General features: G+C 67.2%; 20 protein-coding genes, 1 tRNA gene and 1 pseudogene. All 22 read left to right on the top strand.

Going from position 1 to position 24,524, the window contains the following annotated elements; all coding sequences use genetic code 11:
* Positions 1-91: 91 nt before the first annotated feature.
* The 22 genes and pseudogenes from QZX62_RS01915 to QZX62_RS01815 all read left to right on the top strand — a co-directional run bounded on the left by QZX62_RS01915 (position 92) and on the right by QZX62_RS01815 (position 24,349).
* Positions 92-182, top strand: a tRNA-Ser gene (locus QZX62_RS01915).
* A gap of 208 nt (positions 183-390) precedes the next feature.
* On the top strand, positions 391-1,845 hold the full coding sequence (locus QZX62_RS01910) for an ATPase domain-containing protein (protein WP_294171759.1): 1,455 nt from the start codon (positions 391-393) through the stop codon (positions 1,843-1,845).
* Complete coding sequence (locus QZX62_RS01905; protein ID WP_294171723.1) at positions 1,842-3,827, top strand: PAS domain-containing sensor histidine kinase; 1,986 nt, start codon at positions 1,842-1,844, stop codon at positions 3,825-3,827. Before QZX62_RS01910 ends, QZX62_RS01905 begins: the two co-directional genes overlap by 4 nt.
* 47 nt (positions 3,828-3,874) lie before the next feature.
* Positions 3,875-4,285: a PAS domain-containing protein gene (locus tag QZX62_RS11820; RefSeq protein ID WP_366926174.1), complete on the top strand. Its 411-nt coding sequence runs from the start codon at positions 3,875-3,877 to the stop codon at positions 4,283-4,285.
* Positions 4,168-4,431 (top strand): PAS domain-containing protein, encoded by a 264-nt coding sequence (locus QZX62_RS01900; protein WP_294171721.1) that lies wholly within the window; start codon positions 4,168-4,170, stop codon positions 4,429-4,431. The genes QZX62_RS11820 and QZX62_RS01900 overlap by 118 nt, the downstream gene beginning before the upstream one ends.
* Positions 4,432-4,699: 268 nt before the next feature.
* Positions 4,700-5,194: a PAS domain-containing protein gene (locus tag QZX62_RS01895; RefSeq protein ID WP_294171720.1), complete on the top strand. Its 495-nt coding sequence runs from the start codon at positions 4,700-4,702 to the stop codon at positions 5,192-5,194.
* Positions 5,179-6,604, top strand: a pseudogene (locus QZX62_RS01890) (ATP-binding protein). The gene QZX62_RS01895 and the pseudogene QZX62_RS01890 overlap by 16 nt, the downstream one beginning before the upstream one ends.
* A gap of 279 nt (positions 6,605-6,883) precedes the next feature.
* Positions 6,884-7,495: a TetR/AcrR family transcriptional regulator gene (locus QZX62_RS01885; protein WP_294171719.1), complete on the top strand. Its 612-nt coding sequence runs from the start codon at positions 6,884-6,886 to the stop codon at positions 7,493-7,495.
* A gap of 352 nt (positions 7,496-7,847) precedes the next feature.
* Positions 7,848-8,204 carry a hypothetical protein gene (locus QZX62_RS01880; RefSeq protein WP_294171718.1) on the top strand — a complete coding sequence of 119 codons (357 nt, stop codon included), beginning with the start codon at positions 7,848-7,850 and terminating at the stop codon, positions 8,202-8,204.
* 104 nt (positions 8,205-8,308) lie between these two features.
* Positions 8,309-9,478, top strand: coding sequence for an efflux RND transporter periplasmic adaptor subunit (locus tag QZX62_RS01875; RefSeq protein ID WP_294171758.1), 1,170 nt, complete (start codon positions 8,309-8,311; stop codon positions 9,476-9,478).
* 48 nt (positions 9,479-9,526) lie between these two features.
* Positions 9,527-12,703 carry an efflux RND transporter permease subunit gene (locus QZX62_RS01870; RefSeq protein WP_294171757.1) on the top strand — a complete coding sequence of 1,059 codons (3,177 nt, stop codon included), beginning with the start codon at positions 9,527-9,529 and terminating at the stop codon, positions 12,701-12,703.
* 12 nt (positions 12,704-12,715) lie between these two features.
* On the top strand, positions 12,716-14,107 hold the full coding sequence (locus tag QZX62_RS01865; protein WP_294171717.1) for an efflux transporter outer membrane subunit: 1,392 nt from the start codon (positions 12,716-12,718) through the stop codon (positions 14,105-14,107).
* Between the two features lie 129 nt (positions 14,108-14,236).
* Positions 14,237-14,989, top strand: coding sequence for a Crp/Fnr family transcriptional regulator (locus QZX62_RS01860; protein ID WP_294171716.1), 753 nt, complete (start codon positions 14,237-14,239; stop codon positions 14,987-14,989).
* Positions 14,990-15,132: 143 nt separating this feature from the next.
* On the top strand, positions 15,133-16,311 hold the full coding sequence (locus QZX62_RS01855; RefSeq protein ID WP_294171715.1) for an inositol-3-phosphate synthase: 1,179 nt from the start codon (positions 15,133-15,135) through the stop codon (positions 16,309-16,311).
* On the top strand, positions 16,308-17,198 hold the full coding sequence (locus QZX62_RS01850) for a hypothetical protein (protein ID WP_294171714.1): 891 nt from the start codon (positions 16,308-16,310) through the stop codon (positions 17,196-17,198). Before QZX62_RS01855 ends, QZX62_RS01850 begins: the two co-directional genes overlap by 4 nt.
* A complete protein-coding gene (locus QZX62_RS01845; protein ID WP_294171713.1) occupies positions 17,195-18,304 on the top strand; it encodes a methyltransferase domain-containing protein in 1,110 nt (369 codons plus the stop codon). Before QZX62_RS01850 ends, QZX62_RS01845 begins: the two co-directional genes overlap by 4 nt.
* Positions 18,304-19,305, top strand: a complete 1,002-nt coding sequence (locus QZX62_RS01840; protein ID WP_294171756.1) for a Gfo/Idh/MocA family oxidoreductase — start codon at positions 18,304-18,306, stop codon at positions 19,303-19,305. The genes QZX62_RS01845 and QZX62_RS01840 overlap by 1 nt, the downstream gene beginning before the upstream one ends.
* Positions 19,296-20,126 carry a hypothetical protein gene (locus QZX62_RS01835; protein ID WP_294171712.1) on the top strand — a complete coding sequence of 277 codons (831 nt, stop codon included), beginning with the start codon at positions 19,296-19,298 and terminating at the stop codon, positions 20,124-20,126. The genes QZX62_RS01840 and QZX62_RS01835 overlap by 10 nt, the downstream gene beginning before the upstream one ends.
* Positions 20,123-21,628, top strand: coding sequence for a YcaO-like family protein (locus QZX62_RS01830; RefSeq protein WP_294171710.1), 1,506 nt, complete (start codon positions 20,123-20,125; stop codon positions 21,626-21,628). The genes QZX62_RS01835 and QZX62_RS01830 overlap by 4 nt, the downstream gene beginning before the upstream one ends.
* Positions 21,625-22,455 carry a sugar phosphate isomerase/epimerase gene (locus tag QZX62_RS01825; protein ID WP_294171709.1) on the top strand — a complete coding sequence of 277 codons (831 nt, stop codon included), beginning with the start codon at positions 21,625-21,627 and terminating at the stop codon, positions 22,453-22,455. Before QZX62_RS01830 ends, QZX62_RS01825 begins: the two co-directional genes overlap by 4 nt.
* On the top strand, positions 22,452-23,660 hold the full coding sequence (locus QZX62_RS01820; RefSeq protein ID WP_294171708.1) for a glycosyltransferase family 4 protein: 1,209 nt from the start codon (positions 22,452-22,454) through the stop codon (positions 23,658-23,660). Before QZX62_RS01825 ends, QZX62_RS01820 begins: the two co-directional genes overlap by 4 nt.
* Positions 23,657-24,349 carry a PIG-L family deacetylase gene (locus QZX62_RS01815; protein ID WP_294171706.1) on the top strand — a complete coding sequence of 231 codons (693 nt, stop codon included), beginning with the start codon at positions 23,657-23,659 and terminating at the stop codon, positions 24,347-24,349. Before QZX62_RS01820 ends, QZX62_RS01815 begins: the two co-directional genes overlap by 4 nt.
* The last annotated feature ends 175 nt before the right edge of the window (positions 24,350-24,524 follow it).

The following is a 24,524-nucleotide window of genomic DNA, read 5'->3' as shown; positions in this document are numbered from 1 at the left end:
CGCGACGACCCGACTAAACGGCCGCGTCCAGGCGTTTTGGTTGAACACCTGATTCACGCCGATGCGTTGCATCGACGATCAGGTGCAGTGCGGAGCGGTGGCCGAGTGGTCGAAGGCGCTCGCCTGGAAAGTGAGTATACGGCAAAACCGTATCGAGGGTTCGAATCCCTCCCGCTCCGCCATCCATCGTCGCCCCGAAAATGGGTTGTCCGAAATAGGCCGACCGCTTGGGCAAACGAGACTGTGTCTGCTCAAGTTGCCCGCCGAGGAAGTTCGGCCTACTCGCATCGCCCTACCGAGCAGCAAGCGAGCTTTGCCCGCCCGGTATCGGGAAGGCTGTACGGGACTGCGTTAGTGACCACCCACCGGAACGATAGCGCCCAGACGGGCGTGCAAGGCCTCGACCAGGTTCTCGTAGGCGGATTGGCTCGCGGGCGCGTCTTCCTGCTTGAAGGAAGCCCGGGGACCGGCAAGACGACCATCGCCACCCAATTCCTGCAGGCGGGCGCGGCGGCTGGCGAGCGCGGGCTGTACATAACCCTATCCGAGACCGAGGACGAACTGCGCGCCAGCGCTCGGTCGCACGGCTGGTCCCTCGACGGCATTTCCATCTACGAACTGGTCCCGCCTGAAAGCCTGCTCGACGAGGAACAGCAGCAAAGCCTGCTTTATTCCTCCGACCTGGAGCTGGGCGAGACGACCAAGCGCATCTTCGAAGCTTTCGAGCGCGTCCGGCCCAACCGGGTCGTCCTGGACAGCCTGTCGGAAATCCGGCTCCTGGCCCAAAGCTCCCTCCGTTACCGGCGCCAGATCCTGGCCTTGAAGCATTATTTCGCCAAGCAGGACACGACCGTCCTGATGCTCGATGACCTCACCACCGACCTCAACGACAAGACTGTGCACAGCGTCGCTCACGGCGTCATCGCGCTCGAGGAGGTCGCGCGGGACTACGGTGCTGAGCGTCGGCGGCTACGGATCGTGAAGTATCGTGGGCGGCGCTTCCGGGGCGGCTTTCATGACTTCATCATCGACACCGGCGGCGTCCGGGTGTTCCCCCGGCTGATCTCCGCCGAGCACCGCAAGACCTTCAGCCGTGAGCCGCTGCCGAGCGAGTCCGCCGAACTCAACGCGCTGCTCGGCGGTGGGGTCGAGCGGGGGTCAAGCGTGCTCATCCTGGGGCCGGCGGGCACCGGCAAGTCGCTGCTGACGCTGACCTTCGCAGTTGGAGCGGCGAGCCGCGGCGAGCGCACTGCGATGTTCGTCTTCGACGAGGAGCTCGGGCTGCTGATAGAGCGAGCGAAAGGTCTCGGCATCGACCTTCAACAGCTGATCGATCAGGGTATGCTGCTGATCGAGCAGGTCGACGCGGCCGAGCTCACGCCGGGCGAGTTCACCGAGCGCGTCCGTGGCTGCGTTCAGGAGAAGGGTGCCCGCACCGTCATCATCGATAGCCTGAACGGCTACCAAGCCGCGATGCCCGAAGAGAGTGCCTTGGTGCTGCACATGCACGAGCTGCTGCAATACCTGAACCGGCAGGGCGCCACCACGTTTCTGACGGTCGCTCAACATGGGCTGGTCGGAGACATGAAGGCACCGGTCGACGTGACCTATCTCGCGGATACGGTCATTCTGCTGCGCTACTTCGAGGCGCGCGGGCGGGTTCGCCGGGCGATCTCAGTCATCAAGAAGCGGACCAGCGCGCACGAGGACACGATCCGCGAGTACCGGCTGGATTCGAATGGCCTCACTTTGGGCAAGCCGCTCGTCGAATTTCAAGGCGTGCTTCGCGGCGTTCCGACTTTGGTCAGCCACGAAGCTCGCCTTCTCGGAGAAAAGGAACTTTGAAGTCCGACGTCTCTGAACAGGCGCTTATCCTGGCGCCGACCGGACGCGACACCCACGTCGCCGCCTCGATGCTTCAGGAAACGGGCATCCGCAGCACGAGCTGCCTCGGCATCGCAGAGCTGGTGCGCTGCCTGGGGGAAGGCGCTGGTTTTGCCCTCATCACCGAGGAAGCGCTGCTCGGTGCCGATCTTCGCCCGCTGCGCCAGTGGATCCTTTCACAGCCGGAATGGTCCGACTTCCCGTTTGTTCTGCTGACCGCGCGGGGCGGCGGGCTGGAGCGCAATCCTTCGGCGTCGCGCTACCTCGAGACGCTCGGCAACGTCACCTTTCTGGAGCGCCCCTTTCACCCGACGACGCTGGTCAGCCTCGCCCAGGCTGCGCTTCGCGGCCGCCGCCGGCAGTATGAAGCCCGGGCGCGGCTGCAGGCCCTGCAGGAAGGAGAGGAGCGCTACCGCCAGATCGTCGAAGGAGCAGAGGATTTCGCGATCGCCAAACTCGACGACGCCGGGGTGGTCACCAGCTGGAATTCCGGCGCCGTGCGGATCACCGGTTTCGCCGTGGACGACGCTCTGGGGCGGTTCGGCGACTTCTTCTTCACACCTGAGGATATCGCCGTCGGCAAGCCGCAGGAAGAGCTTGATCGTTCGCGGGAAGACGGCCGGGCCGTCAATGAGCGATGGCACCAGCGCAAGGACGGCACGCGTTTCTGGGGCTCTGGCCTGAGCATGTGCCTGGACGGGGGCGGCTTTCTCAAGATCTTCCGTGACGCCACGGCCGAGCACCAGAGCCAGGCTGCCGTGCGTGAGCTCAATGAGACGTTGGAAGCGCGGGTCGCCGCTCGCACCGCCGAACTCGGCCAGGCGCAGGAAGCGCTCCGGCAAAGCCAGAAGATGGAGGCGATGGGTCAGCTGACGGGCGGCGTCGCGCATGACTTCAACAATCTGCTGACGCCGATCGTCGGCAGCCTCGACCTGCTGCAGCGACGCGGCATCGGTACGGACCGCGAGCAGCGGATGATCGAAGGCGCGCTCCAGTCGGCCGAGCGGGCGAAGATCCTGGTCCAGCGGCTGCTCGCCTTCGCCCGCAGGCAGCCGTTGCGGGCGACGGGCGTCGACTTGGCGGAGCTGGTGGAAGGCATGGCCGAACTGGTGACCCGGGCGTCGGGACCGCGGGTCGGCGTGGAAGTGAACATCGACCCCGACCTGCCCGCCGTGCAGACCGATCCCAACCAACTCGAAATGGCGATCCTCAATCTGGCGGTGAACGCCCGGGACGCGATGGAGCAAGGCGGAACGCTGACGATCGCCGCGGACGTGGATCAGGTCGCGCTTGGGCGGTCCGACCTGGCGCCCGGGCGATACGTGCGCCTGTGCGTCGTCGACACGGGCGTCGGGATGGACGAGGAAACTCTGGCCCGAGCCGTCGAACCGTTCTTCTCGACCAAGGGGGTCGGCAAGGGAACGGGCCTGGGCCTGTCCATGGTCCACGGCCTTGCGGCGCAACTCGGCGGTGCCATTGCGATCTCGAGCCGGCCCGGTGCGGGCACCACCGTCACGCTGTGGCTGCCGATCGCGGCAACCGGGGTGGAGGTCAGCGAAGTGCGTGAGCTGAACCCGACTCACACGAGTACGGGCACGGTCCTCTTGGTCGACGACGAGGAACTCGCCCGGATGAGCACCGCCGACATGCTGGAGGAGCTGGGCTACCGGGTGGTGGAAACGGACAGCGCGGAGAAGGCGCTGCGCCTGCTGTCGGACGGCCTACAACCCAATGTCCTCGTAACGGATCACCTGATGCCCGGCTTGACCGGAACCGAACTGGCCCGAGCCGTCCGCAAGCTGCACTCCGCCGTTCCGGTGCTTCTGATCTCGGGGTTCGCCGAAGTGGACGAGATCGCGGCCGACCTGCCTCGCTTGACCAAACCGTTCCGCCAGCACGAGCTCGCCGCAAGCCTCGCGGGACTGGGTTTCTCAGCGAACTGAGCTCGGCTCGGTTGCGAGTAAGCCTTGGTCCAAGTTAGGACATAGCTATGACGAACGGGATTGCGGCCGACGCCGAAGGCATCCTCGGCCAACGCAGCACCGAGATACTGGAAAGCATCTCGGATGCCTTTTACGCCGTCGATCAGGATTGGCGCTTCACTTACGTCAACCGCCGGGCGGAGGAATGGTGGGGCCGACCCCGCGAAAGCCTATCGGCAAGATCTATTGGGAGGAGTTCCCTCAGGCTGTCGGTTCCGAGCCCTACAAAGCGCATCTTCGCTCTGCGGAAACACGAGAGGTTGTCAGGCTGGAGGCCGTGTCCCCTATATTGGGGAGGTGGGTGGATCTCAGCATCTACCCGACCGACGGGTCCGGGCTCTCGGTCTACTTCCGCGACATCTCCGACAAGAAGAATGCCGATGACAGTCTGCGCGAGAGCGAGGCCCGCTTCAGGCTGATGGCCGATGCTGTGCCGCAGATCGTCTGGACCACGGACGGAGAAGGCAGGACCGAATTCTTCAACAAGCAATGGTCCAACTACACTGGCGTCCCGTACGAGTCATCGACCGCGGCACAGGTGGCGGCCGAGTCATGTCCATCCTGACGATGCTGCCGGGACGATCACGGCGTTCGAGGAGGCTAAGGCAACGGGCACTCCATTCGGCGTTTAGCATCGGATCCGGTCGGCGGAAGGCAAGTATCGTTGGTTCCTGGTCCGGGCCGAGCCATATCGCGATCCGTCCACGGGAAACATCGTCCGCTGGTTCGGCTCCTCCACCGACATCCACGACCGGAAGCTCGCCGAAGAGGAACTTCGAAACCTGAACGCCACGCTTGAAGGAAGGGTGGCCGAGCGAACTGCTGAGCGGAACATGCTGGCAACGATCGTGGAAACCACGGACGTCCTGATCATGGCGGTCGATCTCGACTACAACATCATCGCCATCAACGCCGCGAACGCTGCCGAATTCGAGCGCATCTTCGGCGTGCGACCCGATGCGGGAGACAACATGCTTGAACTGCTCGCCGGACAGCCCGAGCAACAGGCGCAGGTGCGGGCCGGATGGGCTCGGGGGCTTCGAGGCGAGCACGTCACTTTCGTCGAAGATTTCGGCGATGCGGAACGCGAAAGACCCTATTACGAAGTCAAGTTCCGACCGTTGATGAATGAGGCAGGAGAGCAGATCGGCGCCTACCTGTTCGTGACGGATGTTACCGACAGGCTGCGGAGGGAAGCCCAGCTCAAAGAAGCGGAAGCTGCGCGCCGGGCCTCGGATGCGCTCTACCGAGCCTACTTCGAGCATTCGCCCGAGGCGCTGTTCGTGATCGCGGTCGAGGCCGAGGCAGCTTTGTGGTCGAACAGGTGAACCCCGCCCACGAGGCAGGCCTTGGCTTCAAGCTTGACGAGGTGCGCGGCAAGCGCCTGGACGAGATCCTCCCCGCCGAACTCGCTGGGCAAGTGCTGGGGACCTACCGCCACGTTCTCGAGACCGGCGAGATCTTTCAATATCGCGAGACCTACGAGCTTGCGGAGGGTCCGACGCACTGGGACACTTCGATCGTTCCGGTCCGCGACACGGACGGACGCATTGCGCGCCTGATCGGGTCCAGCCGGAACGTGACTCGTCAAGTGACGGCTGAGGAGGTCCTGCGTCAAAGCCAGAAGCTCGAAAGCATGGGCCAGCTCACCGGCGGAGTGGCCCACGACTTCAACAACCTGCTCACTCCGATCATCGGCTCGCTCGACATGCTGCAGCAGCGTGGGATCGGCAGCGAGCGCGAGCAGCGCTTGATTGGTGGCGCGGTGCAGTCGGCCGAACGGGCGAAGACTCTCGTGCAACGGCTCCTGGCCTTCGCGCGTCGCTAGCCGCTGCAACCGGTGCCGGTCGAACTTGGCAAGCTTGTAGACGGCATGGCCGACCTAGTCGCCAGTACGTCGGGGCCGCGAGTGAAGGTCGTGGTGGACGTAGCGCTCGATCTGCCGCCAGTGACCGCCGACCCCAACCAGCTTGAGATGGCGATCCTGAACCTCGCCCTCAATTCAAGGGATGCGATGCCCGATGGGGGCGCGCTGACGATCACGGCTGGAGCGGAAGTCGTAGGTGTCGGCCACCAGTCGGACCCGGCTCCGGGCAGTTACGTTCGTCTGTCGGTATCCGACACTGGTGCGGGCATGGACGCCGAAACGGCGCGGCGCGCGATCGAGCCGTTCTTCTCGACCAAAGGCGTCGGCAAGGGAACCGGCCTTGGATTGTCGATGGTGCACGAACTGGCTGCCCAGCTCCGCGGCGCCATGACGATCGACAGCCGGCACAGCATCGGAACGACCGTCAAGCTGTGGCTGCCGGTCGCTAGTGCAAGCGCTCCCTCGTCCGAGACGCTCGACAGAGCGGTCGAGGTTGCCGCTTCGGGGACCGCCCTCCTCGTAGACGACGAGGAGCTTGTACGCGCTTCGACCTCCGACATGCTGTCCGACCTCGGCTATGCGGTGGTCGAGGCCGGCTCGGCGGAGGAGGCGCTGAAGCTGTTGGAAAACGGGCTGGCTCCTGACGTGATCGTTACCGACCACTTGATGCCCGGGGATGACGGGTACGGATTTCGCGCGTCGGCTGAAGCGGCGATGGCCGGCACCGAAGGTCCTCCTAATCTCCGGCTACGCCGAGGACGACGGCATAAGCCCTGATCTGCCGCGGCTCACCAAGCCGTTCCGGCAGGCCGATCTCGTCCAGAGTCTTGCCGCGTTGTCTCAAGCGGGTGACAGCCTTGGACAAAAGTGAACATCCGCTTCCATCGCGATCGGGAAACTGCCGGCAGCCCTGATAAGTCGCCAGAGGCCACCGCCGTGAGGGGTCCGCTGCACGATGCTGGCCAAGGCAGCCACGAGGAGCTGCATGTGTGGTTCGGACCTCCATCTTTATTATGGCATGGTCCCCGCCACGCGGGTCGGACAAGGTCCCTACTTGCAGCCGACCGTAGGAGCCTCGCAAACAGAACTACCGCCGCGTCAGCAAAAGCCAGTGGACTTGCCCCGGCTTCGCACATATGTACTGGGCGATATGGAATGCTCGATCAAGCGCGTCTGCAAGGGCCGGCCCAGGGAATTCGACGTCGACGAGGCGCTCGCGGCGGCGTTGCAGCTGTTCTGGAGCAAGGGCTACGAGGGCACCTCGCTGACCGATCTTACGGACGCGATGGGGATCACCCGTCCCAGCCTTTACGCCGCCTTCGGCAACAAGGAGGAGCTGTTTCGCAAGGCGCTCGATCTGTATGAGCGTGAGAAGCTCGCCTATGTTTCGGAGGCGCTCAATGCTCCGACCTCCCGTCAGGTTGCCGAACGGCTGCTGCGCGGTGCGCTCCAGCTGCAGACCAGCGAGTGTCAGCCGAGAGGCTGCCTGCGCGTGATCAGCTCGGTTACCTGCGGCGCAGAGGCCGAGTCAGTGCGTGCCGACCTGCTGGCGCGGCGTGCTTCCTCCCACCGAGCTATCTGCGAACGCATGGAGCGCGCCAAGGTGGAAGGCGATCTCCCGCCCGACGCCGACGTGGAAGGGCTGTGCAATTACTTGGTGGCGATCCTCCAGGGCATGTCGGTGCAAGCGGGAAGCGGCGCCAGCAAGCAGCAGCTCGAAACGCTGGTTGAAACCAGCCTGTCCATGTGGCCCGGAAAGTAATTTCACCGATTTGCTACCGAGCGGTAGAAAAAGCATTGACGAACTCACCTCGGCTTTCTATACCATGCAGTATACAAAGAGATGTTCCAGTGGCGCAGATTAGGCGCACGTCGGGGCAACCGAACCAAAGGGGCGAGTCAGCGCGGCGTAACCGCGGCCCAGTTCCGAGAGTATAGTTAGGGGCGTTGTCGACGTGCGGGCTTAGCGGTCGCGGCGGTCGATGTTCCGCATCCATGTTTCAGTTGAACGGCTGCGTCAGGCGACTGGCGGGCCTCGGCGCGATGCGCCTACCGAACAGGAGAATGTCATGGCCTCTGTTCCTCTTGCCATATGGCCGAGCCAAGCACGGGAAGTGAGACAAGCACAGGCAGAGGTTTCGGCCGTAGTGCCGGCACGGCTGTCCGCGCTTGAATGGTCGATCGTCGCCATGGCCGAGCGGGACAGCCTTGCCAGCCTGCGCGAGCCCGGCCGGTTTGCCGCAGCCCTTGGCAGCCTGTTCGGCCTGTCCTTCCCCAACCGCCTCGCCAGTCCCCGGCTGGAAGGGCTGCGGCGGGTCGCGGTGCACGCTTGGCATAGTCACTGGAACGTGCCGAACTCCGAACTCGAGGCCTTCCTGGATGCCGGCTTCACGCTCGACCAATATGAACTCATCCAGGCCAGCATTCACAAGAGCCGCGCGACCGCACGCAGGCGGGGAGCAGCCAAGTGAACATCGCCGCCAACGTCCGCGCCGACGAAAGTAGCGCAGCCCCGCTCGACAACGAGACTCGTCCCCGGGGGCTGACCCGCCCGCAGAAGCTCGGACTTGCGGCATTGCCGCTCGTGCTGGCAGCAGGGGTGGCGCTCGGCTGGCCCAGCAGTGCGCCGCAAGCCGCGGCTCCGCCACCGCCAACGGTGACCGTGGCCAGCCCGCTCGTCCGCCAGATCGCCGAATGGGACGAATATTCCGGTCGGTTCGAGGCGAGCCGGACCGTTGAGGTCCGCCCGCGAGTCTCGGGCGCGATCGTGGGCGTACACTTCACCGATGGTTCGGTCGTTCGCCAGGGGCAGCTGCTGTTCACCATCGACCGGCGTCCGTTCGCGGCCGCCCTTGCGGAGGCCCGCGCCACGGCACAAGGCTCACGGAGCGATCTGGCGCTTGCTCGCGCCGACCTCGACCGGGCCAACCGGCTGGTCGATGTCGGCGCGGTTTCCCGCAGCGACATCGATCGGCTGCGCGCCAGGGTTCAAGCGGCCGAGGCATCGCTCGCCGCGACCAACGCCCGCATCCAGTCCCGCGCTCTCGATGTCGGCTTCACGCAGGTTCGCGCGCCGATCGGCGGCCGCATCTCCGACCGGCGGATCGACGCAGGCAACCTCGTCCAGGGCGGCGCTGTCGGGGAAGCGACCCTGCTCACCACAATCAACGCGCTTGATCCGATTCACTTCAGCTTCGACGCATCGGAGGCGCTGTTCCTCAAAGCGCGCCGCGCGCGGGAAAGTGGCGCGGCACCTTCGGCAGTCGAGATTCGGCTGCAGGACGAGCCTGACTATCGCTGGCGCGGGCGGCTGGACTTCACCGACAACAGCCTTGACACGCGCTCGGGTACCATTCGCCTTCGCGCGCTCGTTCGTAACACCGGCCAGTTTCTCACTCCCGGCATGTTCGGCAACATGCGCCTAGCCTCCCGGGGAACGGCGCCCGCCTTGCTGGTTCCTGATGCCGCCGTGCAGACGGACCAGGCGCGCAAGGTCGTGCCGGTGATCGGACAGGACGGTAGCGTGACGCCCAAGCCGGTCGTGCTCGGCCCGGTAGTCGACGGCTTGCGCGTGGTGCGGTCCGGGCTGGACGCCAACGACCGCGTGGTGATCAGCGGAGGCCAGCTGGCCATGCCCGGGACCAAGGTCAACGTGCGCCGCGGAGTTATCCAGCCGCAGGTCAGTCAGGCGGACGCTCCAAGGCCCACGGCCGTAACCGGCGAGGCGACGTTCGCCGGACGCTAGATCGCTCCGTTCCCTTCCTCAACGCCCGCGGGCGTGGAGACCGTTCCCATGCGCATGTCCCGTTTCTTCATCACCCGGCCGATCTTTGCCGCGGTTATCGCCATCCTGATCACGGTGATGGGCGGGATCGCCTACTTCGGGCTCCCGGTCTCGCAATATCCTGACATCGTGCCGCCAACTGTAACCGTGAACGCCAATTATCCCGGCGCGTCGGCGGAGACCGTGGCGTCCACCGTCGCCGCACCTATCGAGCAGGAGATCAACGGGGTCGACGACATGCTCTACATGTCCTCGCAATCGACCGGCGACGGCAACCTGACGATCACCGTGACCTTTGCCCAGGGCACGGACCTCAACGCCGCGCAGGTGCTGGTTCAGAACCGGGTCGCGATCGCCACTCCGCGCCTGCCGCAGGAGGTGCAGCGGCTGGGTATCGTCACCCGCAAGACCTCGCCCGACTTCCTGATGGTGGTGAACCTGGTGTCACCCGGCAACGTCCTCGACCGTGGCTACATGTCGAACTACGCGCTGAGCCAAGTGCGCGACCGGATTGCCCGGCTGGACGGGGTCGGCGACGTGCGGCTGTTCGGCGCTCGCGACTATGCCATGCGGGTGTGGATCGATCCCGAACGCGCCGCTGCCCTGAACCTCACCGCCGGCGAGATCGTCGCCGCGTTGCGCGCGCAGAACGTGCAGGTGGCTGCCGGCACCCTGGGTCAGCCCCCCTACGCCAACGGCAATGCCTTTCAGCTCAATATCGAGACGCAGGGCCGGCTGACGGATGCCGAGCAGTTCGCCAACGTCGTGGTCCGCAGCGATGCCGACGGCCGGCAGGTCCGCGTCTCGGATGTGGCGCGGGTCGAGCTCGGGGCGGCCGACTATGCCAACAACACCTATCTGTCCGGCCAGCCTTCCGTCGGGCTTGGCGTTTTCCAGCGCCCCGGCACCAATGCGCTGGCGGCGGCTGAAGCCGTCGAAGCAGAAATGGAGGCGGCCTCGAAATCGTTTCCGGCGGGCCTCGAATACAAGGTCATCTACAACCCAACCGAATTCATCTCGCAGTCGATCGATGCGGTGCTGATAACGCTGCTGGAGGCGATCGCGCTGGTGGTGCTGGTGATTCTTGTGTTTCTCCAGCGCTGGCGTGCCGCGGTGATCCCGGTGATCGCCATCCCGGTTTCGCTGATCGGTACCTTTGCCGTGCTCCAGATGGTCGGCTACTCGCTCAACAATCTATCGCTGTTCGGGTTGGTGCTGGCGATCGGCATCGTTGTGGACGACGCGATTGTCGTGGTCGAGAATGTGGAGCGCAACCTTGCCCGAGGGCTGTCCGCGCTGGAGGCGGCGCGAACCTCCATGGATGAGGTCGGCGCGGCGCTGGTGGCGATCGTGCTTGTGCTCTGCGCCGTGTTCCTGCCGACCCTGTTCCTGGGTGGGCTGTCCGGCGCCTTCTACCATCAGTTCGCCGTCACGATCTCGGCTGCAACCCTGATATCGCTGCTGCTGTCGCTGACCCTGTCGCCGGCATTAGCGGCGCTGCTGCTGAAGCCGCACGGTGAAGAGAAGCCCGGCAATCGCATAACCGAGCTGGCCCGAGCCGCAGGCGATCGCTTCAACCGCATGTTCGAGCGGTTCAGCGATGCCTATGCCTTGCTCACCCGTCGGCTGGTGCAAGCGCCGAAGCGGATGATGGCAGCCTATGCCGCACTGATCGGCGCCACCGTTGCGCTGTTCTCGATTACGCCCACCGGCTTCATCCCGGCGCAGGACCAGGGTTATTTCCTGACGGTCGTTCAGCTTCCCTCCGGCTCGTCTTTGGAACGGACCGATGAGGTCCTGCGGGAGGTCGCCGAACGGATAATGCCGATCCCAGGCGTCGAGGGCGCGGTCATGCTGGCCGGCTTCGATGGCGCCTCGCAGACGCAGGCGCCCAACGCCGCTGCCGCCTACATCCCGCTGAAGTCGTTCGAGGAGCGCAAGAAGCTGGGGGTGACCTTCGCCGGCATCATGGCCGAAGCGCAGAAACGCACGGCCGATATCAACGAAGCGCGGCTGCTGGTCGTCCCACCACCATTGATCCAAGGCATCGGTTCGGCCGGCGGCTACCGGATGGTCGTCCAGGACACCGGCGGCCGTAGCTTCCAGGAACTGTCCGGCCTGTCGTGGGGGGTGATCGGAAAGGCCAATCAGACCCCGGGACTGCAGCAGGTCTATACCCTGTTCGACATCTCGACTCCTCGCGTGTTCGCCGACATCGACCGGAGCAAGGCGGACATGCTGGGCGTACCGCCCGAGCGGGTGTTCGAGGCGTTGCAGGTCTACCTCGGCTCGGCCTTCGTCAACGACTTCAACCTGCTCGGCCGTACCTATCGCGTGACCGCACAGGCGGACGCTCCGTTCCGAGCGACCGAAGCGGACATCGCCAATCTTCGCGCTCGATCCAATTCCGGGGCGATGGTGCCAGTAGGGTCGGTCACCACCTTCGAAGACCGCTCCGGACCGTACCGCGTATCGCGTTACAACGGGTTCCCGGCGGTCGAGATCGATGGCGATACCGCGCCCGGCTTCTCGTCCGGCCAGTCGCTCCAGGCGATGGAGAAGCTCGCGGCGGAAAGCCTGCCCGCCGGCTACCGGACGGAATGGACCGGCATCGCCTATCAACAGAAGGCCGCGGGCAACACCTCGGCGCTGGTGTTTGGCCTGGCCGTGCTGTTCGTGTTCCTGGTGCTCGCCGCCCAGTTCGAGAGCCTGGTCCTGCCGCTGGCCATCATCCTTATCGTGCCGATGTGCCTGCTTGCCGCGATGATGGGCGTGAACCTGCGCGGCATGGACAACAATGTGCTGACGCAGATCGGACTGATCGTGCTGATCGCGCTGGCGGCCAAGAACGCCATCCTGATCGTCGAGTTCGCCCGCCAGGACGAGGACGCGGGCATGTCGCCGATCGAGGCTGCCGTGCGTGCCGCACGCGACCGGCTGCGGCCGATTCTGATGACCAGCTTCGCATTTATCCTGGGAACGCTGCCGCTGCTGATCGCGACGGGGGCTGGCGCCGAACTGCGGCAAGCCCTCGGCACGGCCGTGTTCTTCGGGATGATCGGCGTCACCGCCTTCGGCCTCATTTTCACGCCGACCTTCTACGTAGTGTGTCGCACGCTGGCCGATCGCATCTCCAGGCGCCGACGCGGGGACAGCGCGTCCCCTGCGCTCGTGCCTGCCGAATAAGGGATAAAGTTCATGCGCAAGCGATTATTGACAGCTGCAGGGTCGGCACTTGCCCTGGCCTCCTGCGCAAGCGGACCGGACTACCGCGCCGGGTCGATCTCCGCCCCCGCGTCCGGCCCCTTCGTCTTGGTTGCTGGTGCAGCAGTGTCGGACGCTCAGCCGGCTGACGATTGGTGGCGGCTCTACCAGGACCCGGTGCTCGACGGCCTGATCGCCGATGCCTTGGCCGCCAACACCGACATCCGTGTCGGCGCGGCACGGCTGGTCCAGGCACGGGCGTTGCTGCGGGAAAGCCGGGGCGCGCGCGAGCCGCAGGTCGGCCTTGGAGGCAGCAGCCAGTACGGCCGCCTTCCGGGTCCGGCCATTCCGGGCCAGAACCGCACGGACCTGCAGGTCGATGTCGGCCTGGACGTCGCCTACGAAGCCGACCTGTTCGGCCGCATCTCGCGCGACATCGAGGCGGCGCGCGGGGACGTCGGCGCGGCGGCAGCAGACTCGGACGCCGTCCGGGTGGCGATCGTCGGGGAAACGGCTCGCGCCTATGCCGATGCGGCCTCGTTCGCCGAGCGCATCACCACCGCAGAACGGATCGTGGCTCTGCTGAGCCGGTCGCTGAACTTGACCCAGCGCCGGGTCGAGGTCGGGCTCGGCACCCGCCTGGACACCGCCCGGATTGCCGCCCTGCGCGATCAACGGCAGGCCGAAATCCCGTTGCTCGCCGCGCAGCGCCAGGCGGCCTTGTTCCGGCTCGCCACGCTGACCGGCCGAACCCCGCGCGAGCTGCCCGGGTCGGCGGCCGCCCGGACCGCCACGCTCCGCCTCGACCGGCCGATCCCGGTGGGGGATGGCGCGACCCTTCTTGCTCGTCGCCCGGATGTGCGTGCCGCCGAACGGCGCCTGGCCGCCGCCACCGCGCGGATCGGGGTCGCCACCGCCGAGCTCTACCCGCAAATCACCCTGGGTGGCTCCACCGGCTCGAGCGGCGCGGGTGTAGGCAGCCTGTTCAATCCGTTGAGCTGGCTGGTCGGACCGCTGATCAACTGGACCGCCAACCGCAGCGCGGCGCGGGCCCGGGTGGCGGGCGCGCAGGCCAACACGCAGGCTGCGCTGGCGACCTTTGACGGTACCGTGCTCCAGGCGCTGGAGGAGACCGAAACGGCCTTATCGTCCTATCGCAACGCACTGCAGCGGCGCACGGCACTGCAATCCGCCCGCGACGAGGCCGAAGCTGCGGCCCGGATTACCCGTGCTCGCCAGCGTGAAGGCGACATCAATTCGCTCGAGCTGCTCGACAGCGAACGCACCGCAGCCGACGCCCAGGCTGCGCTCGCCGAAGCCGATGCCCGGATCGTCGAGGCGCAGATCGACCTGTTCCGCTCGTTGGGCGGCGGCTGGAACAGCTGACGTTATGGCTCCACATCCGAACCTTGCGTACTTAGCGCGCCGACCCTGACTGAACCCCGTTTCCATCTGGGCGGCTGCTCCACCGCCACCTGCTTGACCCGGCGCGCGGGGCGGGGGAATCTGTCTTCCATGTCCAGCCCGCTCGAACTTCGCCTGTCGCAGCACCTGCCGCTGACCTTTGCCGAGCGCGATGCGCTGCAGTGGCTGGAGCGGCGCGAGCAAAGGTTCGAGGCAGGGGAGACCGTGGTCCGCGAAGGCGAGGAGACCGACAAGCTCCACATCGTCGCGTCCGGCTGGCTGCACGGGTCGGTGCAACTCAAGGACGGCGGACGGCAGATCCTGCGCTTCTACTTCGTGGGCGACGTCACCACCACCTTCAGCATCGCCTGGGGGTATAGCGCGGCGACCCTGACGGCGGTCAGCCCTTGTACCCTGTACGAAACGCCCCGCCCGGCGCTCGGCCGCTTGTTCCAGGATCACCCGCGGCTCGGCGCGCTGCTCTATGGCGTCAGCGCGTCGGAGCATGTCGCGATGGCCGACCGGCTGACCTCCATCGGCCGAACCGACGGGATGACCCGAGTGGCGACGCTGCTGCTCGATATCCACTCGCGCCTGCGGCTGGTCGACGGGCTGAACGGCACGACCTTCCAGCTGCCGCTGACGCAGCAGGACCTGGGCGACGCGGTCGGTCTGACCAAGGCGCACGTCAACCGGTCGCTGAAAGCGCTGGAAGCAACCGGCCTGCTGGAGCGCGACGGCAAGATCATCCGAATCATGGACATCGGGGCATTGTCGCAGCTGGTGGACTTCAACGACCGGCATGGGCATGTCGCGGTGGACTGGCTGCCGCCCACCGCCAATAGCAGTGACATAAGTCACTAACGGCTGCTGCAGCCATAGACCTATGTAACGGACGTCCGCTTTTTTCTAGGTCGCAGACCGCTCGACGCTGAACCTTGGGGCGTTCCGTCGATTAGCTTTACCAGCGCGTCGATGCCTTGGCTCGCGCGGACAGGGAGAGCGGGATGTCGGGTCGGTTGGGTGTCGCGGTGGTCGGCGTGGGCGGAGCGGTCGCAACTACCGCCATCGCCGGGATCGAGATGATCAAGGCCGGCTCCAACAGCCTGGCCGGGCTGCCGCTCGCCGACCGAAACGTGAACGGCATGGCGGGCTATCGCGATATCGTGTTCGGCGGCTGGGACTTGACGGAAGAAACGCTTGATAGCTGCGCCCTGCGCCACGGAGTAATTGGCGAGCCTGAGCTGAACGACGGCGCTTCGTCACTGAAGGGCATGCGCGCCTGGCCGGCGGTGGGCAGCACCGATTTCTGCGCCAACATCGACGGTGGGAACAAGGTTGCGGCGGACGGGCACCGGAAGGCGGTCGAGCTGATCCGCGCCGACATGGACCGATTCCGGCAGGAGCAGGATCTCGACCGGATGGTGATGATCAACCTGGCCTCGACCGAGCGGATGCCGGACGCCGAAGCCGAGAGTCTTAAGAGCCTGGACGCCTTCGAGCGCGGGCTCGATGCCAACGACCCGGCGATCAGTCCGGCCATGCTCTACGCCTACGCCGCGATCGGCGCCGATACGCCCTATGCCAACTTCACCCCGTCGGTGGCCGCCGACGTCGTGCCGCTCACCGAACTTGCCGCCAAGCGCAACGTGCCGGTCGGGGGCAAGGACGGCAAGACCGGCCAGACGATGATGAAGACCGTCATCGCACCCGCCCTGCGCCAGCGAGCGCTGCACGTTGACGGCTGGTTCTCGACCAACATCCTCGGGAACTCGGACGGCAAGGCGCTGGACGATCCCCGGAGCCTCGCCTCCAAGCTCGACACCAAAAAGAGCGTGCTCGACCAGATCATGGGCTACCCGGTCGAGGATCACATCGTGATGATCCATTATTACCGCCCGCGCGGGGACGACAAGGAAGCCTGGGACAACATCGATATCACTGGTTTCCTCGGCCAGAAGATGCAGCTGAAGCTCAACTTCTTGTGCAAGGACTCGGTGCTGGCGGCCCCGTTGGTGATCGAGATCGCCCGGGTGCTCGACCTCGCTCACCAGCGCGGGGACGGCGGGGTGCAGGAACAGCTCGGCATCTTCTTCAAGGCGCCGCAAACCGCCGACGGACGCGATCCGGAGCATGGCTTCGGCGAGCAGCAGCTGATCCTCGACCAGTGGCTGAGCCGGGGATGAGCGATCGCGCCGGGCTGATCCCCCTGTTTCGCGAGCTGGGCAACCTCAAGCGCATCACCTCCGCGGGCCGGAACGGATCGATCGCCACCCGCATGTTCTTGGCGGGGTGGGGAGCGCTGATGGCGGGAGAGGAGCCGCGGGAGGTCGGGCGGCGAACGGTTGGAGCGGCGCTGGCGGCGGCGCGGCTGGGCGATTTGGATCTCGCCAAGCTATTCGAGTTGGGCTTGTCGCGGGACGAGGCGGAGCAAGTGCTTCGAACGGCGTTCGAGACGGTCGACGGCGCGATTGATCCCGCCCTAGCGAGCGAGCTCCAGGCTGTTCTCGCGGAGGAGCTGCCGGTCGGTGCGCCGCCCGCCTTCGCGCTGCTCCTGGCCGACCAGCCGCGGGCTGGCGTGACCTGCCCGGGCAAGCCGCGGTTAATGCTGGAGCCGGCCGAGAACCACGCCGAGCATTGCCTGGCGGTGGCCGTCTATGGCGTGTTGCTTGCGCCCGGCTACGGCGCTGACCGGACAGCCGTGTTCCTGGCGGGCCTCGGCCACCACTTCCACAATGCCTACATGCCGGACAGCGGCTTCACCGGCGAAGTGCTGCTCGGCGACCTGCTCGATCCTGTGATCGCCCGCGGGCGGGAGCGGGCGTTGTCCGAACTGCCCCCGTCCTTGCGGAGCCGGATGGAGGCAGCGCTGGCGCTAATCGCGGACGATGCCTCGCCGGAAGGGCGCGCCTTTCACGCAGCGGATGTGATCGACCGCGTGCTCGAGATCGAGCAGCACCTGACCGCCGCCGGCGCGACCATGGATGCCGTCCTCGGCGACTACGAGCTCGTGCACGCCGGACCGGTCAAAGCTTTCCAAGATTCAACCTTGCAGGAGGTCGGGCTGCTTTGATCCGCTATCGCTCCCCCGCCAGCGGCCGGCCGCTTCGGTTCGACAGCGCGCACTCGTTGTCCGACGGGCGAAGCGAGCGCTGGCCGGTGGTGGACGGGATCACCTACCTCCGCGCGGGGTCCGAAGCGCTGGCTGCGGCCGCACTGGAGCGGCTGGACGCGGGCGACCGGGCTGGCGCGCTGGTCCTGCTGCTGGCCGAGAATGATCGCTGGTGGACCGAGCCGCCGCCGCTCCCCGGGGACCTCAGGCGGGTGATCGACGGCAAGGACGAGATCAGCCTGCGCGAGGCGATGCGACTGCTTGGCTGGGGGCGGGTCGGCGACTATTTCGCGCATCGCTGGAGCGACCCGACCTTTGTCGCGGGCCTGACCCTGCTCGACGCGCACTGGAGCGCGCCCCGGACCGCGTTCGAGCTGGCCTGCGGGATCGGTCATTACTTGCGCGCCCTCGGCCAGGTGGGTGTGGACGTCGTCGGCGCGGACGTGGTGTTCGCCAAGCTATGGGTCGCGCGGCACTGGATCGCACCGCAAGCCGAGCTCCTGTGCTTCGACGCGGACGGGCGCTGGCCGGTGGAGGTCCGGACCGACCTCGCCTTCTGCCATGACGCCTTCTACTTCTTCGCCAACAAGCCGGCGGTCGCGCGCGAGCTGCGATCGGTGGCGCCCGTGGTGGCGCTGGCCCACATCCACAATGCCGTGCATCCCAACCTCTCGCGCGGCTATGGCATGACCCGCGAAGTGGTACAGGCGATGTTCGCCGGCGCGGTGTTCTACGACGACGAGGTGCTGACCCGCGCCGGCGCGACCGGCAGCATGCCCGAGCCCGGCGCGTCGCGCGAAACCGAGGCTTTCGCCCTGGTGATCGGCGCCGGACCGGCTGCCGGCCGCGGGCCCTTCGACCTGCCTCTGCCGGGCCGAACGCTCCGCCGCAATCCGCTGTGCGGGGCGGAGGGCCCCCGCTGGCCAAGCGCCCGCTACGCGGAGGAATACGGCCCGCGAGTGACCTACTCCTGCCGTGTCGACCTGCCCACCGAAACGCTCATGGCGCCGCAGTGGGCGGAAGCGGCGCGGCGGCGCGAGCTCATCGACCTGCCGGAGCGCTGGTGATGCCGTTCCGCTGGGGCATCGTGGGCTTTGGCTGGGTGGCGCGGGACCATATGGCGCCCGCGATCGCCGCCGCCGCTCAGCAGCTGGTCGGCGTGGCGGACCCGTCGCCCGGCGCTCGGGCGAAGGCTGAAGCGGCCGGACTTGAAGCCTTCGGCAGTGCGGCCGAACTGCTCGAGCGGCGCCCGGACGCGATCTACGTTGCGACACCCAATCACCTGCATCTGCCGCCAGTGGCCGAAGCAGCCCGCGCCGGCATCCCCGTGCTGTGCGAGAAACCGATGGCGGCGACGCTCGGCCAGGCGGAGGAGATCGCCGTGGCAGCCGAGCCAGTGCTGTACGGCACCGCCTTCGATCAGCGGCACCATCCGGCGCATCGGGCGACGGCCCGCGAGATCGCGGACGGCGCGATCGGGCAGGTGACGGCCGTGCGCATCGGCTATGCCTGCTGGGTCGACCCGCGCTGGCGGCCGCCCGGTGCCGAGAACGAAGAGGGGAACTGGCGCGCGAACCCGCAGGCGGCCGGCGGCGGCGCGGTCTTCGACCTTGCGCTGCACGGCCTCGACCTGGCGCAGCTGCTGCTCGGCGAGCCGCTGGTCCGCCTGCACATCGAGCTTCAGCGCCGGGTGCACGACTATCCGGTCGACGACGGCGGCATGCTGTCCGGACGGTTCGCAAGCGGCGCCCTGTTCGGCAGCCATGTTGCCTACAACTGTCCCGAGGCTTTGCCCCGCCGCCGGCTGGAGGTCATCGGCGACCGCGGCGCAATTGTCGCCATCGACACCATGGGCCAGTCCGCCGGTGGGACCGCCGTGCTGACCTGCGGTCGAAGGGGCGAGCAGCGGCCGATCGCCTTCGATACCGGGCTCAGTCCTTTCGCCGCGCAGGCGGCCGCCTTCGCCGATGCCGTGCACGGCAGACCGCACGACTTCTCGCTAAGCCGCGACCTCACGCTGATGCGCCTGTTCGCCGGCGCCTACGATCGGGCCATCGCATGCCTTTGAGCCATTACGCCTGCGCCAACTGCGGCTTCTGGCAGCTCCATTTCGCCACCCCGCCGGACTGCCCGGTGTGCACCGACGTGCGCAACGACCTGCCGGAGGATGGCTGGCACTTCCTGCCCGAGGAGGAGGTCGCCGCGACCCACTCCGGCGCCTTTCGCGAAGTCGCGCCCGACCTGTGGGCGTTCACCACCACGCCCAACCTCGGCCTGGCCGGCACGGGTTGGCTCATCATCCGCCCCGAAGGCAATATCGCGTTCGAGGCCGCGCCTTACTACTCGGCCGCCATGCTGGATCAGCTGCGTGCGCTCGGCGGCATTCGCTTGCTCGCCGCCAGCCATGCCCATGGCTATGGCGCGCTGTTCCAGCTGCAGCGCGAGTTCGCGCCCGAGCTGCTGGCCATCCATCGCGACGACCTGCAGATGACCAAGGCCTTCCAGGTCACCGCGCCCTACGATGATCAGCTGGAGCTCGCCCCCGGCTACACGCTCCACCATGTCGGCGGCCACTACGCCGGGCAGGCGGCGCTGCACGATGCCGTGCACGGGCGGCTGTTCTGCGGCGACATGTTCAAGGTGGATCAGGACGCGGACGGCCGCTCGCACGGCATCAGCAGCCACAAAGCCTTTCACAAGGACATCCCGCTGACCCACGCCGAGCTCCGCCGCTACCGCGAAGTGATCGCGCCGCTCGAGTTTGACGCGGTGCTCACCCCATTCGAATATGCGCGGGAGATCGGCCGTGCGCAGGCGCTCGCAGCGCTGGACGAGGGGCTTGCCCGCGCACCGGGAGTCAGGCGATTGCCGCTGGAGAGTCTCGGATGATCCACTCCGACCATCCGGTCCCGGCCGTGGTGCGCGCCTACACGGAGGCGCTGCCGCCGAGCGACTGGTTCCTGTTCGACATGAGCCCGCTCGACGTCACGGGCGTGCCCGCGTGGAAGGCGGCGATGTTCCCGCACGATCCGGCGGCGGCCGGATGCGAGATGCAGCAGGGCACGGGCTATGGCGCAACGCCCGAGCAAGCGATGATCGCGGCCACCGCCGAGTGCCTGGAGGAGGTGCGCGCGCGGCTCGGCTTCGCCCGCAAGCCGCAGGTGGAAGGCAGCTACAATCAGCTGGTCAGGGGACGGGGGCAGGAGGGCGTGGCCGACCCGCTCGAGTTCTGCCTTCCGGCCGGCTCCCCCGTGGACCGGGACACGCCGCTCAGCTGGGTGGAGGCGCGCCGCTGGTTCTCAGACGAGCCGGTGCTGGTTCCGGTGGACGTCGCGGCGCTCACGGCCGATCACCTGCCGCCGGGTTACCGGCCCTTCACCACCCTGATCACCAACGGCCTGGGCGCCGGACCTTCGCGGGAGTGGGCGGCGGCGCACGGCCTGTTCGAATGCCTGCAGCGCGACGGCAACGGTCTGCTGTTTCGGGCGATGGACGCGGGCGTGCGTCTGACCTTCGATGAGCCGCTGCCGCCCGAGTTGCAGGCGGCAATCGACCGGGTCGAAGCGGCCGGCATCGACCTCCTGCCTAAGTTCGCTACCGACGAATTCGGCTTTTCCAACCTGTTCGTGGTTGGCGCGGACCGCGACCCCTCGCGCCTGCCCGTCCCGATCGCCATGACCGGCGGCGGCGAAGCGTGCGACCTCGACCGGGTCGCGGCGCTGCGCAAGGCGGTGCTGGAGTATGCCCACGCCCGGGCGCGCAAGGCCTTCACCTTCGGTCTGGTTGAGCGCATCCGCGGCGTCATGCCGCCGGGCTACTGGGAGCGGGTCGAGCCGCGCGTCCACCGCGCCGCCCGCGACACCGAACCGCGCCAGGTCGAGGCCTTCCGCCGTTGGCTGAGCCTGGACGGCGAGCGCCTGCGCGAGCTGCTGGCCGATCCGGTCTTCACCGTGCGGAGCGAGCGGGCGTTCACCGGCCTGCCCGCCAGCGACATCGCGGACCCCGTCGCCAAGGGCGAAGAAGCGGCGCTCCGGCTGCTTGCCGCCGGGCTCGATCCGCTCGTTCTCGACTTCACCGAGCCGGGTGCGGCGATGCACGCGGTGCGCGTGATCGTGCCCAGGCTGGAGGTGGAGACGATGAGCTATCACCGGATCGGCGAGCGCAACGCCGCCAAGCTGCGCGACCGCGACAGCCCGCTGCTCCGCTGGAACGCCGCGCCGACCGCCGCCGTTCGCCCGGTCCGGCTCTCGCCCGAGGCCTACGACCGCTTGGGCGGCACGCCCCTGCTCGACACGGCCGCGGTCGATGCCAAGGTCGGTGCGCTATACCCGCTCTATCGCGAGCCGGGAGCGCACCAGATGCTGGTCCACCTGGAGGCGGAGGCCGCATGAGCCTGCGGATCGCCTACAATACCAATGGCGCGTCCAGTCACCGGTTGGACGATGCCGTCGCGCTGATCGCCGACTGCGGCTACCAGGGGGTGGCCCTGACGCTCGACCACCACCACCTCGATCCGTTCGCCTACGATTGGCAGCGGCAGGTGGAGCGGCTGCGGGAGCGGCTGAACCGGCTCGACCTCGGCACGGTGATCGAAACCGGCGCCCGCTACCTCCTCGACTCGCGCGAAAAGCATGAGCCGACCCTGCTCAACCCGAGCCCAGAGGGCCGCGCCCGGCGGGTCGAGTTCCTGTGCCGGGCAATCGACATCGCCGCCAAGCTCGGCAGCGAGACCGTGTCCTTCTGGGCGGGCGTGCCCAAGCCGCAGGTCGATCGCGAGCAGGCCATGACCTGGCTCCACGAAGGCATCGCCGCCGTGTGCGACCATGCGGGAGCACGCAGCGTCGCAGTCAGCCTGGAGCCCGAGCCCGGGATGCTGGTCGAAACCGTGGCGGACTATGACGCAGTGGCGCAGCGGCACCCGGCCCTCCGGCTGGCGCTGGACACCGGCCATTGCCTGGTCGCCCAGGACATCGCCCCCGATAAGGCGGTGCGCCAGTACGCGGACGCGCTCGGTACCGTGTCGATTGAAGACATGAAGGTGGGCGACCACACACATCTGCCGTTCGGCGAAGGCGACATGGACGTGGGCGCGGTGGTGGCGGCGCTCACCGAGATCGGCTTCGATCGCTTGGTCTGCGTCGAGTACAGCCGCGAAAGCCCCCGCGCGCACGCCGCCATCCCCGAGGCGATCGCTTATCTGCGGACAGCCGGCGCTTGAGGATCTGCTTCGTCAGCCGGCGCTTCTTTCCGGCGATCTCCGGCATGTCGGTCTATGCGCTCAACCTGCTGGAGCAGCTGGTCGCGGCGGGGCACGACGTCACCATGGTCAGCCAGTATCGCGGCGACCCGCTCGGCACGCGGGTCTACGGCGGCGGCCCGCCTCCCAATGTGCCGGGCGTCAAGGTCATCGGCCTCGAACAGCGCGGCGAGCAGGACGGCGGCGACTTCGAGCGCGACATCGCCGAGCTCGTGGAAACGATCGTCGCCGAGCACCGCGCGCAGCCGTTCGACCTCCTTCACGCGCAGTACGGCTATCCGACCGGCTGGGCGGCGCTGCTCGCGTCGCAACGGACCGGCGTGCCCAACCTCGTCTCGATCCAGGGCGGCGACGGCCATTGGGTGGGCAGCTGCTGCGAGACGCACCGGCTGGTGATGGTGCGGGTGTTGAACCATGCCGGCGCGCTGCTGATCGGCGGGTGGAGCTTCGCCGAGGAAGTGCGCGATCGGCTGGGAACGTCGCTGGAGCGCTTCACCGTCGTGCCGGGCGCCGTCGACACCAACCGCTTCACGCCAGCTACCGCCCGTTCGGAGGGCGCCGTGAGCATCCTCTACCACGGGCGGGTGGATCGCCGGAAAGGCGTGCTTGATTTCCTCCACGCGCTCCAGCTTACCGGCGGCGAGTGGCCGGCCACTATCTCCGGCATCGGCCCCGACTTGGACGCCGCGAAGGCGCTGGCGGAGGAGCTTGGCCTGACCGACCGGGTGACCTTCACCGGCTATGCGGACTACTATCGGGTGCCCGAGGTCTACCGAGGCCACGACATCTTCGTCTCTCCCACCTATGCCGAGGGCTTCTCCAACACCATCCTGGAGGCGTTGGCGAGCGGGCTGGCCGTGCTGTCCTGCCGCTCGGTCGGGGTGGTCGACTGCCTGCGCGACGGCGAGAACGGCTTGCTGGTCGAGCCGGGCGATCGCGTGGTGCTGGCCAAGGCGCTCACCCGCTTGGTGGACGATGCGCAGCTCCGCCGCCGGCTCGCCGCCACGTCGCTGGAGGAATGCCGCCGCACCTACAGCTGGGACGCGGTCGGCCGACAGATCATGGGCGTCTACGAGCAGCTCGCCGGCACCACGCCCGACACCGCCTTCGACCCCGACCTGCCGCTGACGCCTTGCCACTTCCGCGCGGAGCCGCACCTGTTGTGAGGACCCTGCTCGCCGTCTCGCCCCACCTCGACGATGCCGCCTTCTCTGCCGGGGCCCTGCTGTGGACCGCGGCCCAGCGCGGCTGGCGGGTGGTCGTCGCTACCGTGTTCACCGGCAACGTGGCGCAGCCGTCGGGCTTCGCGCTGGCCTGCCAGCTGGACAAGGGGCTGCCGGCCGACGTCGACTATATGGCCCTGCGCCGCGAGGAGGACCGCCAGGCCTGCCGGGCGCTCGGGGCCGAGCCGATCCACCTGCCGCTGCTCGAAGCTCCCCATCGCGGCTACGAGAACGCGGCCGCGCTGTTCGGCGATGTGCTTCCCCATGACGCTGCGCTGGCAGCAGTGCCCCGCGCGCTGACCCAAGTGTTGGCCGATCTCCAGCCAAGCCGGGTCCTTGCCCCGCTGGGGATCGGCGGCCACGTCGATCACCTGATCGTCCGCGACGCAATCCGGCTTCTACCACTACCCAGGTTGCGCCTGTGGGAGGACTGGCCTTATCTTGATCGGGCAGGCGCACAGGGGCGCGATACCGCTTGCCGATGGACCGTCTCGCCCGAGGCGCGAGCCGTCAAATACTGCGTCTGCGCGAGTTACGTAACGCAGCTCGGCCTTCAGTTCGGGGGCGCCGGGGCGCTGGCCGAACGCTTGGAACGGCAGGCCAGTGAATGGTACCATCCGGCAAGCAGCTAGCTCGCATTTAATCGTTATCTTCCCGTTAGCTACTGTTGCTTCGAAGCTGCACTTGGCGATGTTGCAGCCAACCGGATCTCGCAACAGCTTGTCAGCCGGGGCGAAGGAGCTATGCCGCTAATGCTCGGTGATCGCTGGCGATGTTTCTGTTGGGCCTTGGGGGGCAGGGCGGCAA

It is taken from the genome of uncultured Sphingomonas sp. (assembly GCF_902806265.1).
Classification (GTDB): domain Bacteria; phylum Pseudomonadota; class Alphaproteobacteria; order Sphingomonadales; family Sphingomonadaceae; genus Sphingomicrobium.
This window is presented reverse-complemented; position numbering and strand designations above follow the sequence as displayed.